Source organism: Pseudomonas sp. KH_040, from assembly GCF_057839305.1.
The window spans coordinates 183,837-203,438 of record NZ_CM174487.1; the positions used below are offsets into that span (position 1 = coordinate 183,837).

Consider the following 19,602-nt stretch of genomic DNA (forward strand, 5'->3'; position numbering starts at 1 on the left):
CGGGTCAGGATTTTCCCGACAAATCCGCCATGCCCTTGAGCAATTCGATCGGCAACGGAAAGACAATCGTCGAACTCTTGTCCCCGGCAATCGAACTCAAGGTCTGCATATAGCGCAACTGCATTGCGCCAGGCTGGCGACCGAGCATTTCCGCTGCTTGCATGAGTTTTTCCGAGGCTTGCAGTTCGCCTTCGGCGTGAATCACCTTGGCCCGACGTTCGCGCTCGGCTTCCGCCTGTTTGGCGATGGCGCGGACCATCGATTCGTTGAGGTCGACATGTTTGATCTCGACGTTGGCGACCTTGATCCCCCAGGCGTCGGTCTGCGCGTCGAGTACCTGCTGGATGTCGATGTTCAACTGCTCGCGCTCGGCCAGCAGCTCATCCAGTTCATGCTTGCCAAGCACCGCGCGCAAGGTGGTTTGCGCCAGTTGGCTGGTGGCAGAAAGATAATTCTCAACCTGAATAATCGCCTTCTGCGGATCGAGCACGCGGAAATACAGCACGGCGTTGACCTTGACCGAGACGTTGTCGCGGGTGATCACATCCTGCGGCGGTACGTCGAGGACCACAGTGCGCAGGTCAACCCGAACCATCTGCTGCACCACCGGAATCAGCAGGATCAGCCCCGGGCCTTTGACTTGCCAGAAACGTCCGAGCTGAAACACCACGCCGCGCTCGTATTCACGAAGGATGCGGAACGTCGAGCCGGCGAGAACAATCACCAACAGCAGCAGCGCAACAAAACCGATTTGCAGACCCATGATCACTCTCCGAGCGGTGCCGCGTCAGTCGCGGCCACTTGCAGCAACAATCCCTTGCGCGCCACCACGCGCACCGACTGCCCGGTGTGCAGCGGTGTCGCGCTGAGCACTTGCCAGCGCTCACCTTGCAGTTGCACCCAGCCATTACGGGCATCGCCCGGATGCACCGTGGTGATCGCGGTGACACTGCCGAGCAGGCCGGCATCGCCACTGACCGCGTGCCGGGGGCGGGTTTTCAGGGCGCGAATCAGCAGCGCAATCAACAACAGAGCGCTGATCAGGCCAAGGCCGATCATCATCGGCACCGGCAACTCGGCGTTGCTCAGAATCAGCGCGCCGATGACGAACATGATGATGCCGCCCAGGCCAATGACGCCGTAATTGGGCAGTGCAGCTTCAGCGATCAGGAACACGATACCCAAGGTGATCAGCCACAAGCCGACCGGACTCATCGGCGGCAGTGAAGTGTCGGCGGCGAGGGCTGAACCGCTGATCAGCAGGAGCAAGGCAAACGCACAACATCGGCTGTTCACGTGACCCTCCGCGAGCGTCATGGGCTGGTTCTTTCAGTCTAGTTGAGGGTTGTCCTGTATGAATTTTGATCAATGTGCAGATATGTCCGATGAGCGGATTTCCCTGCGCCAGACACCCGCCGAACTAGACTCAAAGACACGGCAACCACCGTTCAGCGCAACACCGAGGTGCATCATGCGCATGGCAAGAAAAGTACAGAGCAGCCTGAACCGGGCGCACTGCGAATACGACATCGTCGCCCACCGACACTCGTCCAGCAGCCTGGAAACCGCACGAGTCGCCGGGGTGCCCGCCGAGCGCGTGGCCAAATCGATCATCCTCGACGACCACCACGGGCACTACCTGATGGCCGTGCTGCCGGCCAGTCGTCATCTGGACCTGAGCAAGGTACGCACCAGCGGCGAATGGCAACTGACCCGCGAAAGCAATCTGGCGCACATCTTCGACGACTGCGAACGCGGCGCGGTACCGCCGCTGGGTGGCTCTTATGGCCTGGACATGGTCATCGACCCGTTGCTGACGCGGCAAAAGGATATTTATCTGGAGGCGGGCAACCACAATTACCTGCTGCACATGAGCATGCCGGAGTTTCTGAAAATGGTGCCGCATGCCGAGGTGCGGGAGTTGAGTGATTAGGTTTTGTGGTGCCGGCACTGAGGCCTTCGCGAGCAGGCTCGCTCCCACAGGTTGATCGCATTCCCCTGTGGGAGCGAGCCTGCTCGCGAATAATCTTCCACACAGCCCATTTTTGAAGGAGTTGATCAATGGAAAGCCCAACACACAGCCTCCCATCACTATTCAAACAACTCGGCCTCCCCGACGAACCGGTCGACATCGACAAATTCATCGCCACCCATTCCCCGCTCAAACCCGACTTGCATTTGGCTGATGCGTTTTTCTGGACGAAGAGCCAAGCGGAGTTTTTGCGTGACGAGATTCTGGATGACGCCGATTGGGCGGAGGTGGTGGATCAGTTGAATGTGATGTTGCGCAAGGGGAGAGCGGGGTAATCGCTACGTTGGAAAAGGCCAGGCCCGTGCTGTATGAACCAGCGCCATAATCCAGATCACATCCTGATCTGACTGGTAGACAAGACGGTAGCTGGGATGGGGAATTAATTCGCGAGTGCCAGCAATGATGCCGACCGGGCCAATCTTGGGGTTCTGGGATAGGCGCGAAGCCGCTTCGGTGAAGCGGCGATCCATGTCGAGCGCTGCGCCTGGATTTTTTGCGTGAAGGTAGTCCCAGATTTTTTCGCGATCCTGTACGGCATTTTTACTCCAGATAATCTTCATCCTTGATTTTCTACCTGCCTGCGCCTGGCGGCGAATTGTGCTTCAACTTCCTCGTTGGACACACCTTCACCGGCTGCCATCGATTCTCTTGCAAGGTCGACTTTTCGTTGCAGGAAGGCTTCGTACTCTCGGGCTTCCTGTTGTGTGCGAACAAACTGACGCATCATTTCTCGCATGATCTGCGAAGCAGGGCGATGGGAGGCCTCTGCCTCCGCCATGAACTGCTCACGCAGCTCTGGTTCAAGCTTCATTGTAAAAACGGCTTGTTTTGACATCTGCAGATTCCTTCAAGGTTCTCGGTACTGACGAGGTATATACATCGTCATAACATGAATTAGAAAGCTTCAGTTTGTGCGAGCGACCAGTGGAGCAATTTGTTTCAAAACTTGACTGAAATTCCCCTCCAATGCGATATTGATAGTTAGCAAACTAACAGTGTGCATTTCCCCGTGCCGAACGAACTCGACGCTCTCCAGATGAACATCAGCAGTGCCATGGTGGTGGCCGCCAGGCATTGGCGGAAGATCTGCCAGACCACGCTGGTCAACTACGGAATCTCCGAAGCCTGCGCCGTGCCGCTGTTGATGATCGGCCGTTTGGGCGAGGGCGTGCGCCAGGTGCAGGTGGCGCAGGCGGCCGGGATGGAGAGTCCGTCGCTGGTGCGTCTGCTCGATCAGTTGTGCCATTCCGGCTACGTCTGCCGCACTGAAGATGCCCAGGATCGCCGGGCCAAATGCCTGAGCCTGACCGACACCGGTCGTGAACTGGTGCAAGCGGTCGAGATCGAACTGGTGCGCTTGCGTCACGAGGTGCTCGAAGGCATCGAGCAAAGCGATCTGGAAGCTACGCTTCGGGTACTCAGAGCTTTTGAGGCGGCCCATCCGCCTGTGGTGATCAATTCTTGAACGGTTTTTTCTCTGGCATTCCGCCGGCCCGCGACTGGTTCTACGGGGTGCGGACTTTCGCAGCGTCGATGATCGCGCTGTACATCGCCTTGCTCATGCAAATGCCGCGTCCGTATTGGGCGATGGCCACGGTGTATATCGTCTCCAGCCCGTTTCTCGGCCCGACCAGTTCCAAGGCCTTGTACCGCGCCATCGGGACTTTTCTCGGTGCCGCGGCGGCGGTTTTTTTCGTGCCGATGTTCGTGCAGAGCCCGTATGTACTGGTGGTGGTCATCGCGCTGTGGACGGGCATTTTGCTGTTCCTGTCCCTGCAACTGCGCACGGCCAACAACTACGCATTGATGCTCGCCGGTTACACCCTGCCGCTGATCGCCTTGCCGGTGGTGGATAACCCGCTGGCGGTGTGGGACGTAGCAGAGGCGCGCACCGAAGAGATTTTCCTCGGCATCGCCGTTGCCGCCGTGGTCGGCGCGATGTTCTGGCCGCGTCGTTTGGCGCCGGTGTTCAACGATGCCGTGAGCAAGTGGTTCGCCGACGCAACGACCTATAGCCTGAAATTCCTCAGCCGCGACGTGCAGCCCGAAGAAGTCACTGCGCTGCGCATGGCCATGGTTGCCAACTTCAACAGTCTCGAATTGATGATCGGCCAGTTGCCCCACGAAGGCGCACTACCGCAAACCGTGCGCAACACCAAAGAACTGCGCGGGCGGATGATTCATCTGTTGCCAGTGATCGATGCGCTGGAAGATTCGCTCTACGCCCTAGAGCGGCGCACACCAGAGCTGGTAGAAAAGTTCGCACCGCTGCTGGCCGCAACCCGCGAATGGCTCGCTCATCAAGACGCCGATCTCGACCGCTGGCAAGCGCTGAAAGATCAGCTCGAAGCCCTGCAACCGAGCGTCGAAGCACTGCAAGACCGCAAACAACTGCTGTTCTCCAACTCGATTTATCGCCTCGGCGAATTCATCGATTTATGGCAGGACTGCCGCAGTCTGCAGGACGCGATTCTCTGCGAGCGCCAGGACAGCTGGCGCGCGGTCTACCGTCACTGGCGCCTCGGTCGTCTGACGCCGTTCATTGATCGTGGGCTGATGCTCTACTCGGCGGCCTCGACCGTTCTGGCGATCATCACCGCCTCGGTGCTGTGGATTCTGCTCGGCTGGCCGGACGGCGGCAGCGCGGTGATTCTCGCCGCGGTGGCCTGTAGCTTCTTCGCCTCGATGGACGACCCGGCACCGCAGATTTACCGGTTCTTTTTCTGGACCGGCATGTCGGTGTTGTTCGCCAGCCTTTATCTGTTTTTGATTCTGCCCAACTTGCATGATTTCCCGATGCTGGTGCTGGCGTTTTCCATCCCGTTCATCTGCGTCGGCACATTGACTGTACAGCCGCGGTTTTTCCTCGGCATGCTGCTGACGCTGGTCAACACCTCCTCGTTCATCAGTATTCAGGGCGCTTACGACGCGGACTTTTTTGCCTTCGTGAACTCCAACCTGGCGGGTCCGTTAGGGCTGTTGTTCGCGTTTATCTGGACGCTGGTGGCGCGTCCGTTCGGCGCCGAACTGGCGGCCAAGCGCCTGACCCGCTTCAGCTGGAAAGACATCGTCCGCATGACCGAGCCGGCCAACCTTGCCGAGCACCGCAAATTGGGCGTGCAGTTGCTTGATCGACTGATGCAGCACCTGCCGCGTCTGGCCCTCACCGGCCAGGACACCGGCATCGCCATGCGCGAAGTGCGTGTCGGCCTGAACCTGCTCGATTTGCTCGCCTACACCCCACGGGTGACCGGCGCGCCGAACGCGCTGTTGCAGCAAGTGGTCAGTGAAGTCGGCGAGTATTTCCGCGCCTGCCTCAAGGCCGGCGAACGCTTGCCGGCGCCGGCCCCGTTGCTGATGACCCTGGATCGCACTCGTCGCGCACTCAATGGACACGGCGACGATGAAACCCGTCTGAACCTGTTGCACGCCTTGAGCGGTTTGCGTCTGGCGTTGTTGCCCGGCGTCGAATTCGTCTCCAGTGCCGACTCCGAAGAACCGCTGCCTGATGGAGCGCCCCTATGATCGGTGATCTGGACATCAGCGGCATTTTCCTGCCGACCCTGCTGGTGTTGATGGGCATCACTTATGTGCTGTTTTTGCTGGTGCATGCCGTGCTTACGCGCGTGCACTTTTACCGTCTGGTCTGGCACCGGGCATTGTTCAACGTGGCTCTCTACGCGGTACTGCTGTACGGCGTGGACTCACTCAGTCGATACCTGATGACATGAAAAAACCGTTTTTGACCATCGGTCGCGTGGTACTGACCCTGCTGATCGTGACTTTTGCCGTTGTCCTCGTCTGGCGCATGGTGATGTATTACATGTTTGCGCCATGGACCCGTGACGGCCACATTCGCGCCGACATCATCCAGATCGCCCCGGACGTCTCCGGGTTGATCCAACAGGTTGAAGTGAAAGACAACCAGTTGATCAAGCGCGGCCAAGTGCTGTTCAGCATCGACCAAGACCGTTTCAAACTGGCCCTGCGTCAGGCCAAGGCGGCCGTCGCTGATCGCGAAGAAACCCTCGCTCAAGCCCAGCGCGAAGCCAAGCGTAACCGTGGCCTCGGTAACCTGGTGCCGGCCGAGCAACTGGAAGAAAGCCAGTCGAAGGTCGCCCGCGCGCAATCGGCACTGGCCGAAGCCATGGTCACTGTGGACAGTGCGCAGCTCAACCTCGACCGCTCGGTAATCCGCAGCCCGGTGGACGGCTACGTCAACGACCGCGCGCCGCGTCCGCAGGAATTCGTCACCGCCGGGCGTCCGGTGTTGTCGGTGGTCGATAGCAATTCGTTCCACATCGACGGCTATTTCGAAGAGACCAAACTCGACGGCATTCATGTCGGCCAGTCGGTGGATATTCGCGTAATCGGCGACCGCGCCAAACTGCGCGGGCATGTTGAAAGCATCGTCGCCGGTATCGAAGACCGCGACCGTACCAGCGGCAGCAACCTGTTGCCCAACGTCAACCCGGCGTTCAGCTGGGTGCGGCTGGCGCAGCGGATTCCGGTGCGGATTGCCTTTGACGATGTGCCTGAAGATTTCCGCATGATCGCCGGGCGTACCGCCACTGTTTCGATCATCGACGATCAGCCACGCGACGACCGCAAGCAGGAGCCCGTGCAATGAGCCGGGCGCTGATGATCGCCGGGTTGGGCGTGATGCTCTCGGCCTGTCAGATGGTCGGGCCGGACTATCAGGTGCCGGAGGATGCGGCGGTTCAGCGCAAGGATTTTCAGGGCGAACTGGCGGTTGCCGGAAAACCGGTCGTCTCGGCGCCGGTGCCGGCGGATTGGTGGCGTCTTTATAAGGATGCGCGGCTGGATCAACTGGTGCAGCAGGCCATGGCCTCCAACACCGATTTGCGCGTCGCGGCGGCGAACCTGCAACGGGCTCGAGCTCAGGTCGATGAGGCCGAAGCAGCGGGCGGCTGGAGCGCAGGTGTGAAGATGGGCGCGCAGCGTTTGCAAGAGTCTGGTCAGGCATTCTTGCTGCCGGAAAAAGTCCCGGTCGATAACGTCGGCGACATCGGCATCAGTGCTTCTTATCAGTTCGATCTGTGGGGCACCTTGCAGCGTGGCATCGAAGGCGCGAAGGCCAATGCCGACGCGACCCAGGCCGCGGCAGACACGGCGCGGATCACTTTGGTGGCGGACGTGGTTCGTGCTTACACCCAAGTCTGCGCGGCCAATGAAGAACGGGAAATCGCCGAGCATTCCCTGGACCTGCAATCGCAAAGCACCACGCTGATCCAGCGTCTGCGTGACGCCGGACGTGGCGACGAAACCCAGGTCACCCGCTCGCAAACTCAATTCAAATCCCTGCGCGCCGACCTGCCGCGCTATGAAGCGGCGCGTCAGGCCGGGTTGTTCCGTCTGTCGATGCTGCTGGCGAAACCGGTTGATCAGTTGCCCGCCGGCACCGCGACCTGCGCCGAGTTGCCGAAAATCGCCCAATTGGTGCCAGTCGGCGATGGCGCCGCGCTGCTCAAACGTCGCCCGGACATTCGTCAGGCCGAACGACGACTGGCTGCTTCGACCGCCGGGATCGGCGTCGCCACGGGCGAGTTGTATCCGGACATCAGTATCGGCGCGACCATCGGCACTGTTGGTCTCATCGATGACTTGGGTGATCCGTCGACCAACCGCTGGGGCTTTGGCCCGTCGCTGAGCTGGAAAGTGCCGACCAACGGCGCTCGTGCGCGAATCCGCGAGGCAGAAGCGGCGACCCAAGGCGCCTTGGCGCATTTCGACGGCGTGGTGCTCAACGCCATTCGCGAAACCCAGACCGGTCTGGCTCAGTACAGCGCACTGCTGCAACGTCGCGATGCGCTGGCCGATGCCGAGCAATCGGCGAAACTCGCAGCGGATCAGACCCACCGCTTCTTCCAGGCCGGTCGCGAGTCGTTCCTCGCTGATCTGCAAGCAACGCGCACCTACACCGATGTCACCGCGCAACTGGCCGCCGCCAACACCCAGGTCGCCATGAGCCAGATCGATTTGTTCCTCGCCTTGGGCGGCGGCTGGGAAAGCGGACGAACGCACGCTCCAAGCCCCAGCAAACCCTGAGGCCGTTGCTATGCTTTGAAGTGTTGAAGGGGCGCCCCGTGCAAAGCGCCCCTTCAGCGCACATTGCTAGCGCTGGTCTAGGGGAAACCAATAATGAAAAACCCTTACGCTCTCGGCTTCTGGTGCGCCCTCGCAGCGCTGGTGCTGCTCTCGGCCACTTATTTCTACGGCATCATGCTGGCCCACCAGATCGACAAGGCCATGGTCTTCCTCGACAGCGCCGTCGCGCTGATTGCGGTCATGGCAATCGTCGTGGTCGCCTGGGCGTCGCTCCAGGTGCAGCGGGTCAAGAAACGGCAGCTCGAACAGGGCAAGACCCTGGTGCTGATCTGGGATACCAAAGTCGCCCTGCGCCGGGTCGAAACCGTGTTCGACCGGTATTTCTGGGGCAGTTACTGGCAACCGGGGCGCACCTTCGCCGAAGTCATGGGCGAACTCACCGGCACGCCGCTGGAAAAAAGTCTCGAAGCGTTGAAAAAGCAGTGTCTGGAACTCGACAAGCAGATTGATGGCGAGGGCTGGCACTGGCTCAACAATGCCCGGGAATTGTCCGATGTCGCTACAGCCATGGCCCGCGAGCGTTATCAACTGGATTTCTGCGATCCGCGCGCGGACGGGCCGGGCGGGGCGGTGATCGATCGGGATTTTGAAGTGCTGGTGTACACCTGGACCGCCCGGCTGAAAAGCTTTGATCATCAACTGGATGAGATTGAGGTTCAGTATTCCTGAGCAGCGAAAGATCGCAGCCTGCGGCAGCTCCTACATTGGAACGCGTTTCTCTGTAGGAGCTGCCGCAGGCTGCGATCTTTTTGCTTTCCCGAGTGTCCATAGACACTCTTTAACCTTTAAACATTGGGCCAGCTCACGCGCCCGGTGCTAATCTCCACCGCTGAATTCAGCGCAGTCGAGCCGCGACCCGGTCACGGGTTCAGGGAAGACGACCACACTCACAGCCACGGAAATCGATCAGGTCATTCATGAATAAATCAGCAGGCGTGCTTCTCGGAATTGTTGTTGCCATCGGCGCGATCAGTGCAGGCGGGGCCTGGTACACCGGGACCAAGATCGAAGGCGTGCTGAACAACGCCGTCACCAACGCCAACCAAGAGCTGCAAACCGCGATGGCCGGCTCCAACGGCACCGCGTCGCTGGAACTGGTGTCGCTGGAGCGCCACACCTTCACCAGCACCGCGCACTACCGCCTCAAAGGTGAAGGCGAGATGTTCGGTGATGCGCCGGTCGAACTGCTGTTCGTCGACCACATCGAACATGGCCCGCTGCCATTCTCGCGTCTGGTTTCGCTGAAATGGCTGCCGGTGATGGCCACCAGCAACTACGAGCTGGAAAAAAGTCCGGCCACCGAGAAGTGGTTCGCCGCCACCAAGGGCGCCGCGCCGCTCAAAGGCGTGACCAGCCTCGGCTACGACGAATCCACCACCAGCACCCTCGACCTGCTGCCGTTCGAAACCGCACTGGATGAGCAGTCGAGCCTGAAGTTCTCCGGCCTGACCATGAACATCTCCGCCAACGCCAAAGCGCAGAAGGTCAAGGCGGACGGCTACATGGACAACCTGAAACTGGTTACGGTGGCTGAAGATCAGGCGCCGGTGCAGGTCGAACTCAACGGTCTAACCCTGGCCAGCAACCTCGCCAAGAGCAGCTATGGCTACTACACCGGGGAAAACACCCTGGTGCTGACCAACAGCAAAACCACCTTCGGCACCAAGCAATCGGTGCTCGGCGTGAAGAACTTCGAAATGAAGAACCTCACCGAAGAAAACGGCAGCAATGCGTCCGGCCGTGCGGACTATAAGGTTGGCGAAGTCAGCCTCAATGACAAGAAAATCGGCTCGGCCAATATGGCCATGAGCCTGAAAAACCTCGACATCCCGTCGACCATGTCGCTGATGCAGATTTACCAGACCAAATTGCAGCCTTACGAAAAAGCCGCCGCTGAAGCCGCCGCCGCTGGCCTGCCGGCACCTGAGCTGAATCTGACCGAAGCTGAAAGCGCGCAAGTCAAAGCCGATCTGCAAAAACTGCTGGCTGCCGGCCCACAGTTTGCGCTGGAAAACCTCTCGTTCAATACCGCCAACGGTGAGAGCAAGGCCAATCTGGTGATCGACCTGACCAAGCCGCAATCGATGGATCTGCCGCCGGATCAGTTGGGCAAACAACTGATCGCGTTGCTCGACCTGAATATCCAGGTGTCCAAGCCAATGCTGGTCGATCTGCTCAGCGTGCAGGCGCAACTCGACGGTCAGACCGATGCCAAAGCCATCGTCGATCAATCCAAGGAAGCGGCCGACATGTTCGCCGGCATGGCCGTCGGTTCGCAGTTGGCCGTCGTCGACGGCACCAACGTCGTGACCAAGCTGCATTACGCCGCCAATCAGGTCGAATTCAACGGCCAGAAGATGACCGTTGAGCAGTTCGTCGGCTTCCTGATGAGCAAGTTCGCAGGCGTCACGCAAGTGCAGTAATCCTGCGCTCTTAATAGCAACGCCCGGCCTCTGTGTTGAACAGACGCCGGGCGTTTTGCTGTCTGGCGTTCGGGTTTTTGGCGTTTCCGGAGCACGATTCTGAACAATTATTGTGTTCCGGATACTGGTCCACGCTTGCGTGCAAGACTGCCTGACTAAGCTTGGCCGTTGCATGTGCATGGGCGGCCACCGTTACGAAAGGGCAAGGAGGGCATTGCGACCCGGCTGGCCATGTAAGGATGCTGACGAATGCCGCGTATTGATGTTCCTGTATTACATCGTGGTTTACGCCCTTTGTTTCGAGTCGCGCTGTGCAGCCAGTTGCTCTGGCCGGCGCTGGCGTTTGCCGACACACCCTACGATCAGATGGTGCGCGACGCCCGTGCCGGGCAAACCACGCCGGCGCTAACGGTTTTGCGTCAGGTGCCACCCGGCCAGTCGACCACCGGGCAGATCAGCGATCACCTGCAAATCGCCAGTTGGGCCGGACTCGACGCCGAAGTGGTGCAGGTCTATGAAACCCAGGGCCGCGACCGCGTGCTGCCGGTTCAGGCGCTGACCGCCACTGCGCGCGCCTACCGCAACCTCAAGCGCTGGGATCAAGCCACTCAGGTCTACAACAAGGCTCTGGCGCTGGAGCCGGATAACGCCGATCTGCAACTGGGCCTGGCCCTGACTCAGGCTGATGCCGGTAAGCCCGACGAAGCGGTGACCCGCGCCAAAGCGCTGGTAGCGGCCAAACCTGATGATCCTTCCCGCCGTCTGGCGCTGGGCTACGCGTTGACCCGCGCCGGCAAACAGTACGACGCCCTGTTCGAATACGATCAAGCCTTCAAACGCGCCGGCAACAAACCGGACGTCGCTCGTGAATACGTGGTCGCCCTGCAAAAGGCGCGTCTGCCGGAACCGGCGTTGCGTCTGGCCAATCAACGTCCGGGTCTGATTGATCCGCTCACGTTGCGTCGCCTCGAAGGCGATCTGGCTGCCGAGCGCGTGCGCCTCGCCGAACTCGCCACCCGCAGCGAAAAAGAACGCTACGTCATCGCCGATCGCGCGCTGGCCGACTACGACAAGCTGATCGCTACCTGGACGCCGGACGCCAGCGCTCAGGATGACGTGACCCGCTGGCGCATCGACCGCATGGGTGCGCTCAAGGCCCGGGTACGCACGGCAGACGTCATCACTGAGTACCAGAAGCTGCAAGCCGAAGGCGTGAAGATTCCGACTTACGCCCTGCGCTGGGTGGCGGCGTCGTATCTGGATCAGCGTGAACCGGAAATCGCCACGGGCTTGTATCGCCAGGTGCTTTCGGCGCCGGACGCCGATGTCGGTGATCGCCTCGAAGACAGCACCGCGCTGTACTACGCGTTGTTGGAAAGCGATCGCGCCGATGAAGCGCGCAAAGTCGCCGAGGACGCCGCCAAGTCTCAGCGTCCGCGTGTCGAACTCAAAGGTTTGCCCATCGGCAACCCCAACCATGAATGGATGGACGCCCAGCAGTTGGCTGCGCAGGCCGGGACCTATGGTTCCGATTTGCCCCACAGCGAAGAACGCTTGCAGACGCTGGTCGATCAGGCCCCCGGCAATGTCGGCTTGCGTCTGGCCCAGGCCGACCTGTATCTGGCGCGGCAATGGCCGCGCCGTGCGGAACTCCAGCTCAAGGAAACCGAGAGCATGGTGCCGCGCGGCATGGGCCTGGAAGTCGCGCAGGCGCGCACGGCGATGACGCTGCAGGAATGGCGGCAGATGGATGCGCTGACCGATGACGTGGTCGCGCGTTTTCCTGATAACCGTCAGGTCCAGCGAGCAGCGCGCGAGCGCGAAGTGCATGACATGTCCGAACTGCGCGTCGAAGCCTACGGCGGCAAGGCCAATGGTGGCGGCAGCGGCGATGCCGGAGCCGTCAGCGGTAGCCGCGATTTCGGCATCCAGACCACCCTGTACAGCCCGCCGATCAATGAAGACTGGCGAGTGTTCGCCGGGGCCGGTTATGCCACCGGCGACTTCGCCGAAGGCACCGGGCACCACCGCTTCCAGCGCGTTGGCCTGGAGCGGCGCACCCGCGACATGACCCTTGAAGCGGAAGTCTCCAACCACTCTTACGGGTTCGGCGACAAACAGGGCGCGCGTCTGGCGATCGCCCGCGACATCAATGACCACTGGCAGTACGGCGGCAGCCTCGAATACCTGTCGGCCGAGACGCCATTGCGCGCGCTCAACAGCGACATCAAGGCCAATGGCGGCAGCGGTTTCATCCGCTGGCGCGCCAATGAAAGTCGCGAGTGGCGTCTGTCGGTCAGCCCATCGCACTTCAGTGACGGCAACAACCGCGTCGAAGCCTTGCTTACCGGCCGTGAGGGCGTCTACAGCGCGCCGAACGTGCAGGTCGATGCAGGACTGGAAGTCGGCACCAGCCACAACTCCAAGTCCGATGACGTGCCGTACTTCAACCCCAAATCCGATTTCAGCGTGATGCCGCTGGTCAACGTCAATCACGTGCTCTACCACCGCTACGAAACCTCTTGGAGCCAGCAGTTCCAGGCCGGCGCGGGGACGTACAGCCAACGTGATCACGGCACTGGCGGCATGGCCTTGCTCGGTTACGGCCAGCGTTATGCCTGGAACGACGTATTCGAGGTGGGCGGTTTGCTCAGTGTGATCAACCGGCCCTACGACGGGGATCGGGAGACCGATCTGCGTCTGCTCGTCGACCTCACTTTCCGCTTCTAGAAGAGTTTGAAGATGCCTTTGATTTCGCGTTTCATCCTTCTGCTGGGAGCGCTGCTGATCAGCGCCTGCGCCCAGCAAGCTCCGGCCTTCGCGCCGCCGTCCGAGCGTCCGCTGGCGGCCAGCGAAAAACCGTGGCCGAAAAACCACGTGCTCGGCATCGCCTATCACGATGTTGAAGACCGTGATCCCGATCAGGCGGTGGTCGCGGTGCGCACCGAGCGCATGATCGAACAGCTCGCCTGGCTGCGTGAGAACGGCTACAGACCGGTCACCGTCGACCAGATCATGGCTGCGCGCAAGGGCGGCCCGGAGCTGCCGGCGAAGGCGATTCTGCTCAGCTTCGACGACGGTTATGCGAGCTTCTATACCCGCGTGCTGCCGGTGCTGCGCGCCTACAACTGGCACGCCTTGCTGGCCCCGGTCGGCGTCTGGATCGACACGCCGCGCAATCAACCGGTGGATTTTGCTGGCGCCCCGCGTGCGCGTTCCGACTTCCTGACCTGGGATCAGGTGCGTGAAATCTCGCAATCGGGTCTGGTGGAAATCGCCGCGCACACCGACGCCAACCACAAAGGGATTCTGGCCAATCCGCAAGGCAACATGCAGCCTGCCGCGGCGACCCGGCGCTACGATCCAGTGACCAAACGCTATGAATCCGAGGCCGATTTTCAGGCTCGGATTCGTGTTGACGTAAACAATATCTCGGAAAAAATCCGCAAGGTCACCGGCAAGAAGCCGCGGGTCTGGGTCTGGCCGTATGGTGCGGCGGACGGTACTTCGCTGACCGTGGTGGGCGAGCAGGGCTACGAAATGGCCCTGACCCTCGACGACGGTCTCGATGCCCTCGACAACCTGATGAGCAGCCCGCGCTTCCTGGTTTCCTCCGATCCCGATGGCGAGGTTTTCTCCAATAGCATCGTCGACGTGCAGTCGGATTTCGTCATGCGTGTGGTGCACGTTGATCTGGACAACGTCTACGACCCCGACCCGGCGCAACAGGACATCAACCTCGGCAAACTGGTGCAGCGCATGGCCGACATGGGCGCCAACACGGTGTTCCTGCAAGCCTTTGCCGATCCGCAGGGCGATGGTCTGGTGCACTCGCTGTACTTCCCCAACCGTCACTTGCCGGTACGTGCCGACATTTTCGACCGCGTTGCCTGGCAGCTGCGCACTCGCGCCAATGTGAAGGTGTTTGCGTGGATGCCGGTGCTGAGTTTCGGCCTCGATTCGAAACTGCCACGTGTCACCCGCTGGGACCCGAAAACCGGTACAACCGCTGTCGATCCGGATCAGTACACACGCCTTTCGCCGTTCGATCCCGAGGTGCGGCGGATTATCGGTGAAATATACGAGGACGTGGCGCGCCTGACCTCGGTCGACGGCATCCTCTATCACGACGATGCGCTGCTTTCGGATTTCGAAGACGCCAGCCCTGAAGCCTTGAAAGCATACGCTGCCCAAGGTTTGCCCGGCTCGATTGCCGCGTTGCGCGATGACCCGGCAGCGATGCAGCGCTGGACGCGGTTCAAGAGCAGATACCTCATCGATTTCACCAACGAGTTGACCGCCAAAGTCCGCGCCATCCGTGGCCCGCAGGTTATGACCGCGCGCAATATTTTCGCCGAGCCGATGCTCAATCCCGAGAGCGAAGCCTGGTACGCACAGAACCTCGACGACTTCCTGCAAACCTACGACTGGACCGCACCGATGGCCATGCCGCTCATGGAAAAACAGACCCAGGCCGAGTCCGGCCCGTGGCTGGAAACCTTGGTGCAAACCGTCAGCAAGCGCCCCGGAGCCCTGAACCGCACGGTGTTCGAATTGCAGGCCCGCGATTGGACGAAAAAGGATCAGGCCGATATCGACGGCGCGCATCTGGCGGACTGGATGAGCCGCCTCAAGCGCCAAGGCGCGACCAGTTTCGGCTACTACCCGGACAACTTCCTCGACAACCTGCCGGACCTGAAAACCGTAAGGCCTGCGCTCTCCAACAAATGGAATCCATAACATGCTGGATAGACTGTTAGCCCTGCTTGTTCTGGCGCTCGTCCTCGGCGTGCCGCTGGGCCTGATCTTCCTGGTGACCGGGCAGTTCCTGATGGACTTCGTGTTCTTCTACCCGCTGTTCATGTCCGGGTTGTGGATTGCCGGCGGCCTGTATTTCTGGCTGCACTGGGAGCGCCACTGGCCGTGGCAGGACGACACGCTACCGCCGCCACTGGAAGGCGAGCCGCTGATCTCGATTCTGATCCCTTGCTACAACGAAGGTGACAACGCCGCCGACACCATCCACGCGGCGCTGGCCCAGCACTACCCGAACATCGAAGTCATCGCGATCAACGACGGCTCCAAGGACAACACCGCCGAAGTGCTGGATGCGCTGGCCAAGGAAGATCCACGTTTGCGCGTGCTGCATCTGGCGGAAAACCAGGGCAAAGCCGTCGCATTGCGCATGGGTGCCATCGCGGCGCGCAGTGAATATCTGGTGTGCATCGACGGTGACGCACTGCTGGCGCCGAACACCGCGGCGTATCTGGTTGCACCGATGCTGGATAACGCACGCCTCGGCGCAGTGACCGGCAACCCACGGATTCGTACGCGTTCGACGCTGGTCGGGCGGGTGCAGGTCGGCGAGTTCTCCTCGATCATCGGGCTCATTAAACGCACGCAACGGGTGTTCGGGCGGATCTTTACCGTCTCCGGCGTAATCGTCGCGTTCCGCCGTAGCGCGCTGAACCGCGTCGGTTACTGGAGCCCGGACATGATCACTGAAGACATCGACATCAGCTGGAAGCTGCAACTCGATCACTGGAGCATCTTCTACGAGCCGCGCGCGCTGTGCTGGATCCTGATGCCGGAAACCCTCGGTGGTTTGTGGAAGCAGCGTTTGCGCTGGGCGCAGGGCGGCGCCGAAGTGCTGTTCAAAAACATCCGTGGCATCTGGCAGTACCGCCATCGTTATCTGTGGCCGCTGCTGTTTGAATACTGCCTGTCGACCGGTTGGGCATTCACCTTCCTGCTGTCGGTAATTTTCTGGGGCGTCGGCAAGTTCGTGGTCATGCCGGAGGCCATCGCGGTGGATCACTTGATGCCACCGGCGTTCACCGGGCTGTTGCTGGCGTTCGTCTGTCTGGTGCAGTTCGCCGTCAGCATCATCATCGACCGTCGCTACGAGCCAGGTTTGGGCAAGACCATGTTCTGGGTGGTCTGGTACCCGATCGCGTTCTGGTTTGTCAGTTTGCTGACGACGCTGGTCAGCTTCCCGAAAGTGCTGTTCGGCCAACATCAGAAACGCGCGCGTTGGGTCAGTCCTGATCGGGGCATCAAACCGATCGGCGACGACGAAGAGGAGGTCATCAAATGAAAATCATCCGGACCCGCCAACGGCCTTTTCTGGTCGTGGTCGATGTGGTGCTTACCGTAGTGGCGTGGGTGGGGCTGTTGTTCTTGCTGATCCGTGGGCTATGGCCATTGATTGAAACCTATGCGGGTGGGCCTCGCATCGATCACTCGGCGTTCGACGCGCTGGGCACCCTGCAGATTTATCTGTGGATTGCCTTGGTCAACGCGGTGATTCTGATTTCCTGGGCGCGTTATCAGCAGCGCAAAAGTCGCAGTTTTGCCCAGCGCCGCTTGCCGTCGCCGGTGATCGACGATGAAGGCTTGAGCAAGAGTTTCAAGCTTTGCGATGACCGCTTGCAGAAACTGCGCACGCCCGGGGTGATGACCATTCACAACGATCAGGAAGGCGACATCAGCCATGTGGTGACGCATTTCTGGCCGGTGCAGCAGGAAGAATTGCCACCGCCGCTGGCACCGCTGGAGCATCCACGGGTGATCTTTCTGCATGCCGAGGATGACGATAATCGCGAACCCCTTACCCGGCTTTGATCGTTCCCACGCTCTGCGTGGGAATGCCTCTTGGGACGCTCCGCGTCCAGTGACGCGGAGCGTCACGGGCTGCATTCCCACGCAGGAGCGTGGGAACGATCAATCGGCCGCTAAGCGCGGATCAGTTCCCAAGCCTCTTCCATTGGCAGAGGTTGCTTCATGCGCTCGGCCAGCAGCGCCATCGCCCGTTCCTTCTCGCAAGCCACAGCGGCGACCAGTACACCGTTTCTACCGAACAGGCCAATGAACGGCGGTTGTTCGGGCTCGCCATGAAACTGCACTTCATCCCAATGTTCGGCGTGGCCGAGGTAGTCGTAGTTCTTGCCGAAGTGCCAAGTCCAGAAGAACGGCACGTTGAGGTAATGTTCGTCGCCACCGAGCATGTTGGCAGCGGCGATTCGTGCGTGTTGCTGAGCCAGGCGCCAGTGCTTGATGCGTTGCGGCTGGCCGTGGAGCGGGAAGGTGGCGATGTCGCCGATCGCCCACAGGCCTTCGGTGACACGCATGCCGTCATCGACGCGCAATGACTGATCTTTTTCCCTCGGCAGTGACGCAAAGGCTTCGGTGGCCGGATGCACGCCGACCCCGGCCAGCACCAGATCCGCCGAAAGACGCAGGCCATTGTCCAGCAATACTGTCTCGACTTTGCCATCGCCGATGATTTCGGTGGCTGCGTGCTCGGTAATGAATTTCACGCCGTTCTGTTCGTGCAGCGCGCGGATCGCCTTGCCCACAGCCTCACCGAACTGGGCAGCGAAAGGAATTGCGTGCCGAGCCAGCACCGTGACGTCGAGACCGTATTGGCGCAGGGCCGAGGCGCATTCGAGGGCGATGAAGCTGTCGCCGATGATCACTGCACGTTGTTCCGGTCTGGCAGTGTTCATGATCCGTTCTGCCTGAGCTTTTGAGCGCAGCACGAATACCTGTGGAAGATCTGCGCCGGGTAAATCCAGCGGATTGGGCTCGCCGCCAGTGGCGAGCACCGCCGCGTCGTAACGCAGCGACTGGCCGTCTTCGAGGTGAAGGGATTTGGCCGAGGCATTGATTGAGCTGATTTCACCTCGTTGGCGTTCAATGCGCTGCTCTTTATAGAAGTCATCTTCACGCAACGGCGGTATTTCTCGCGGGGGCATGTCCCCGGCGAGGACAAATTTGCTCAGCACCGTACGGTCGTAACCCGCCTCCGGCTCGCGATCGATCATCACGATACGGCCACCGAAACCCTTCTCCCGCAACGCCGCCGCGCATGCCGTACCTGCTGCGCCGGCGCCGACAATCACAAACGTACGCGAATCATCCGCCGGAGGCGTATGAGGGTCGGGCAACGGTTGATCGTCGACCCAAACCTCTTCGCCACGCAGCTCCAGTGGATATCGCTTGAGGCTGTCGAGGGCCGGTGGCTCGCATAACGCGCCATCCTCCGCCCGAAACGCAGCCTTGTGCCACGGGCAGATAAGGCGTCCGTGACACAACGCTCCGTCAGCCAGCGGCGCGCTGGCATGTGGGCATTCGCCCTGAAACGCACGTAACTGGCCGTTCGCGCGCAACAGCACAATCTTGCAGTCGCCGATTTCAACTTGCAGGCCACGGTCTTCAGGGACATCGGCGAAACGGGCGACGCGGTGCAGGGACATGTTCGACTTCCTCGCAGGCATTTCTCTTGTGAGTTTGCGTCGTAGTGCGAGGTTCAGCCATTTGCCACTGCCACGGCACGAACGGTACAGCTATAGTTTGCAAGCCGACGACGGCCCCACTGCACAAGGTGCTCCCGGAATGACCCGATTGACCTCTCTCAACCCCTGGCTGGCGGCCCTTGCTGTCACCCTTTGCGTGCAGTTTCCGGCGCAGGCCCAGGAGCGTTTCACCCTGAACATCCCGGGTGTTTCCGATAACCGCCTGTTCACCTCGGCAGCGGCCAGCGATGCGCCCGGTTGCGGCGGCAAGAACCAGTCGCCGGCGCTGAGCTGGAACGCAGGACCTGCCGGCACCCAGAGTTACGCGATCGTCATGCACGATCCGGACGGCCAGAAAGGCCTGGGCGTCGATCACTGGATTCATTACGGCATCAAAGCCACCACGCACCAGATCGCGGCGGGCGTCGGCGCCAAATCCGCGTTCGAAGGTGTCGGTGGCACCAACAGCAAGGGCAACACCCATTACATGGGGCCGTGCCCGCCAGTGGGCGACAGCGCGCACCATTACATTATCCAGATCTACGCGCTGGATCTGGCCCCGGACGCCTTGCCGGCCGGTTTGACTCGCGCCGAACTGATGGAAAAAATCAAAGGCCATGTGCTGCGTAACAGCAGTGCGGTGCGGCGTTATCACCGCTGAAAATATTTTTAGCGGCGTTTAACCCGAACTGAAAGGGCTGCCCGTCTCAGTGGATGAATG

The 19,602-nt window shown here is 60.7% G+C and carries 19 protein-coding genes; 14 read left to right on the forward strand and 5 right to left on the reverse strand.

Translation table 11 applies throughout. From position 1 onward, the window contains the following. Positions 1–4: 4 nt before the first annotated feature. Together AC3IUF_RS00790 and AC3IUF_RS00795 are read right to left on the reverse strand one after the other, a co-directional pair. Positions 5–763 (reverse strand): slipin family protein, encoded by a 759-nt coding sequence (locus tag AC3IUF_RS00790; protein WP_489280093.1) that lies wholly within the window; start codon positions 761–763, stop codon positions 5–7. Positions 764–765: 2 nt separating this feature from the next. Beyond that, positions 766–1,296, reverse strand: coding sequence for an NfeD family protein (locus AC3IUF_RS00795; protein WP_176472361.1), 531 nt, complete (start codon positions 1,294–1,296; stop codon positions 766–768). A gap of 175 nt (positions 1,297–1,471) precedes the next feature. On the opposite strand from AC3IUF_RS00795, the gene AC3IUF_RS00800 reads away from it, so the two are divergent. Then, positions 1,472–1,933: an aminoacyl-tRNA deacylase gene (locus tag AC3IUF_RS00800; RefSeq protein WP_007917709.1), complete on the forward strand. Its 462-nt coding sequence runs from the start codon at positions 1,472–1,474 to the stop codon at positions 1,931–1,933. A gap of 128 nt (positions 1,934–2,061) precedes the next feature. Then, positions 2,062–2,307, forward strand: a complete 246-nt coding sequence (locus AC3IUF_RS00805) for a DUF2789 domain-containing protein (protein WP_489280094.1) — start codon at positions 2,062–2,064, stop codon at positions 2,305–2,307. 3 nt (positions 2,308–2,310) lie between these two features. Here AC3IUF_RS00805 and AC3IUF_RS00810 read toward each other — a convergent pair whose 3' ends face one another. Together AC3IUF_RS00810 and AC3IUF_RS00815 are read right to left on the reverse strand one after the other, a co-directional pair. Beyond that, positions 2,311–2,592: a type II toxin-antitoxin system RelE/ParE family toxin gene (locus AC3IUF_RS00810; RefSeq protein ID WP_007917707.1), complete on the reverse strand. Its 282-nt coding sequence runs from the start codon at positions 2,590–2,592 to the stop codon at positions 2,311–2,313. Beyond that, positions 2,589–2,867 (reverse strand): CopG family ribbon-helix-helix protein, encoded by a 279-nt coding sequence (locus AC3IUF_RS00815; RefSeq protein ID WP_007917706.1) that lies wholly within the window; start codon positions 2,865–2,867, stop codon positions 2,589–2,591. Before AC3IUF_RS00815 ends, AC3IUF_RS00810 begins: the two co-directional genes overlap by 4 nt. A 201-nt stretch (positions 2,868–3,068) precedes the next feature. Here AC3IUF_RS00815 and AC3IUF_RS00820 point away from each other — a divergent pair, with 201 nt between their 5' ends. From AC3IUF_RS00820 to pgaD, 11 genes are all read left to right on the forward strand, one after another. Next, positions 3,069–3,497, forward strand: coding sequence for a MarR family winged helix-turn-helix transcriptional regulator (locus tag AC3IUF_RS00820; protein ID WP_042704904.1), 429 nt, complete (start codon positions 3,069–3,071; stop codon positions 3,495–3,497). Next, the gene (locus AC3IUF_RS00825; RefSeq protein WP_007917704.1) at positions 3,494–5,557 is read left to right on the forward strand and encodes an FUSC family protein; all 2,064 of its coding nucleotides are present in this window, start codon (positions 3,494–3,496) and stop codon (positions 5,555–5,557) included. Before AC3IUF_RS00820 ends, AC3IUF_RS00825 begins: the two co-directional genes overlap by 4 nt. After that, a complete protein-coding gene (locus AC3IUF_RS00830; protein WP_007917703.1) occupies positions 5,554–5,763 on the forward strand; it encodes a DUF1656 domain-containing protein in 210 nt (69 codons plus the stop codon). The genes AC3IUF_RS00825 and AC3IUF_RS00830 overlap by 4 nt, the downstream gene beginning before the upstream one ends. Further along, positions 5,760–6,662, forward strand: a complete 903-nt coding sequence (locus tag AC3IUF_RS00835; RefSeq protein WP_007917702.1) for an efflux RND transporter periplasmic adaptor subunit — start codon at positions 5,760–5,762, stop codon at positions 6,660–6,662. Before AC3IUF_RS00830 ends, AC3IUF_RS00835 begins: the two co-directional genes overlap by 4 nt. After that, positions 6,659–8,101: an efflux transporter outer membrane subunit gene (locus tag AC3IUF_RS00840; RefSeq protein WP_150692853.1), complete on the forward strand. Its 1,443-nt coding sequence runs from the start codon at positions 6,659–6,661 to the stop codon at positions 8,099–8,101. The genes AC3IUF_RS00835 and AC3IUF_RS00840 overlap by 4 nt, the downstream gene beginning before the upstream one ends. Before the next feature lie 93 nt (positions 8,102–8,194). Further along, positions 8,195–8,830, forward strand: coding sequence for a hypothetical protein (locus tag AC3IUF_RS00845; RefSeq protein ID WP_016987623.1), 636 nt, complete (start codon positions 8,195–8,197; stop codon positions 8,828–8,830). Positions 8,831–9,078: 248 nt separating this feature from the next. After that, positions 9,079–10,584 (forward strand): YdgA family protein, encoded by a 1,506-nt coding sequence (locus AC3IUF_RS00850; protein WP_007917699.1) that lies wholly within the window; start codon positions 9,079–9,081, stop codon positions 10,582–10,584. A 249-nt stretch (positions 10,585–10,833) separates the two neighbouring features. Continuing rightward, entirely contained in the window at positions 10,834–13,314 is a 2,481-nt protein-coding gene (gene pgaA / locus AC3IUF_RS00855) for a poly-beta-1,6 N-acetyl-D-glucosamine export porin PgaA (protein ID WP_095113889.1), read from the forward strand. A gap of 12 nt (positions 13,315–13,326) precedes the next feature. After that, entirely contained in the window at positions 13,327–15,324 is a 1,998-nt protein-coding gene (gene pgaB / locus AC3IUF_RS00860) for a poly-beta-1,6-N-acetyl-D-glucosamine N-deacetylase PgaB (RefSeq protein ID WP_489280098.1), read from the forward strand. Between the two features lies 1 nt (position 15,325). Then, the gene (gene pgaC / locus AC3IUF_RS00865; protein ID WP_007917696.1) at positions 15,326–16,681 is read left to right on the forward strand and encodes a poly-beta-1,6-N-acetyl-D-glucosamine synthase; all 1,356 of its coding nucleotides are present in this window, start codon (positions 15,326–15,328) and stop codon (positions 16,679–16,681) included. Next, positions 16,678–17,208, forward strand: a complete 531-nt coding sequence (gene pgaD, locus AC3IUF_RS00870; protein ID WP_007917695.1) for a poly-beta-1,6-N-acetyl-D-glucosamine biosynthesis protein PgaD — start codon at positions 16,678–16,680, stop codon at positions 17,206–17,208. Before pgaC ends, pgaD begins: the two co-directional genes overlap by 4 nt. Positions 17,209–17,318: 110 nt before the next feature. Here pgaD and AC3IUF_RS00875 read toward each other — a convergent pair whose 3' ends face one another. Then, positions 17,319–18,842, reverse strand: a complete 1,524-nt coding sequence (locus tag AC3IUF_RS00875; protein WP_489280100.1) for an FAD-dependent oxidoreductase — start codon at positions 18,840–18,842, stop codon at positions 17,319–17,321. Positions 18,843–18,981: 139 nt separating this feature from the next. Between AC3IUF_RS00875 and AC3IUF_RS00880 the strand changes: the two genes are divergently transcribed. Further along, a complete protein-coding gene (locus AC3IUF_RS00880) occupies positions 18,982–19,542 on the forward strand; it encodes a YbhB/YbcL family Raf kinase inhibitor-like protein (protein WP_007917693.1) in 561 nt (186 codons plus the stop codon). Positions 19,543–19,602: the final 60 nt, after the last annotated feature.

What these genes read in the sequence shown, in the direction of transcription:
- AC3IUF_RS00845 (WP_016987623.1), top strand. Translation starts at nt 8,195, where the DNA reads ATGAAAAACCCTTACGCTCTCGGCTTCTGGTGCGCCCTCGCAGCGCTG.
- pgaC (WP_007917696.1), top strand. Translation starts at nt 15,326, where the DNA reads ATGCTGGATAGACTGTTAGCCCTGCTTGTTCTGGCGCTCGTCCTCGGC.
- pgaB (WP_489280098.1), top strand. Translation starts at nt 13,327, where the DNA reads ATGCCTTTGATTTCGCGTTTCATCCTTCTGCTGGGAGCGCTGCTGATC.
- AC3IUF_RS00815 (WP_007917706.1), bottom strand. Translation starts at nt 2,867, where the DNA reads ATGTCAAAACAAGCCGTTTTTACAATGAAGCTTGAACCAGAGCTGCGT.
- AC3IUF_RS00850 (WP_007917699.1), top strand. Translation starts at nt 9,079, where the DNA reads ATGAATAAATCAGCAGGCGTGCTTCTCGGAATTGTTGTTGCCATCGGC.
- AC3IUF_RS00840 (WP_150692853.1), top strand. Translation starts at nt 6,659, where the DNA reads ATGAGCCGGGCGCTGATGATCGCCGGGTTGGGCGTGATGCTCTCGGCC.
- AC3IUF_RS00800 (WP_007917709.1), top strand. Translation starts at nt 1,472, where the DNA reads ATGCGCATGGCAAGAAAAGTACAGAGCAGCCTGAACCGGGCGCACTGC.
- AC3IUF_RS00880 (WP_007917693.1), top strand. Translation starts at nt 18,982, where the DNA reads ATGACCCGATTGACCTCTCTCAACCCCTGGCTGGCGGCCCTTGCTGTC.
- AC3IUF_RS00875 (WP_489280100.1), bottom strand. Translation starts at nt 18,842, where the DNA reads ATGTCCCTGCACCGCGTCGCCCGTTTCGCCGATGTCCCTGAAGACCGT.
- AC3IUF_RS00820 (WP_042704904.1), top strand. Translation starts at nt 3,069, where the DNA reads ATGAACATCAGCAGTGCCATGGTGGTGGCCGCCAGGCATTGGCGGAAG.
- AC3IUF_RS00810 (WP_007917707.1), bottom strand. Translation starts at nt 2,592, where the DNA reads ATGAAGATTATCTGGAGTAAAAATGCCGTACAGGATCGCGAAAAAATC.
- pgaD (WP_007917695.1), top strand. Translation starts at nt 16,678, where the DNA reads ATGAAAATCATCCGGACCCGCCAACGGCCTTTTCTGGTCGTGGTCGAT.
- AC3IUF_RS00790 (WP_489280093.1), bottom strand. Translation starts at nt 763, where the DNA reads ATGGGTCTGCAAATCGGTTTTGTTGCGCTGCTGCTGTTGGTGATTGTT.
- pgaA (WP_095113889.1), top strand. Translation starts at nt 10,834, where the DNA reads ATGCCGCGTATTGATGTTCCTGTATTACATCGTGGTTTACGCCCTTTG.
- AC3IUF_RS00805 (WP_489280094.1), top strand. Translation starts at nt 2,062, where the DNA reads ATGGAAAGCCCAACACACAGCCTCCCATCACTATTCAAACAACTCGGC.
- AC3IUF_RS00830 (WP_007917703.1), top strand. Translation starts at nt 5,554, where the DNA reads ATGATCGGTGATCTGGACATCAGCGGCATTTTCCTGCCGACCCTGCTG.
- AC3IUF_RS00835 (WP_007917702.1), top strand. Translation starts at nt 5,760, where the DNA reads ATGAAAAAACCGTTTTTGACCATCGGTCGCGTGGTACTGACCCTGCTG.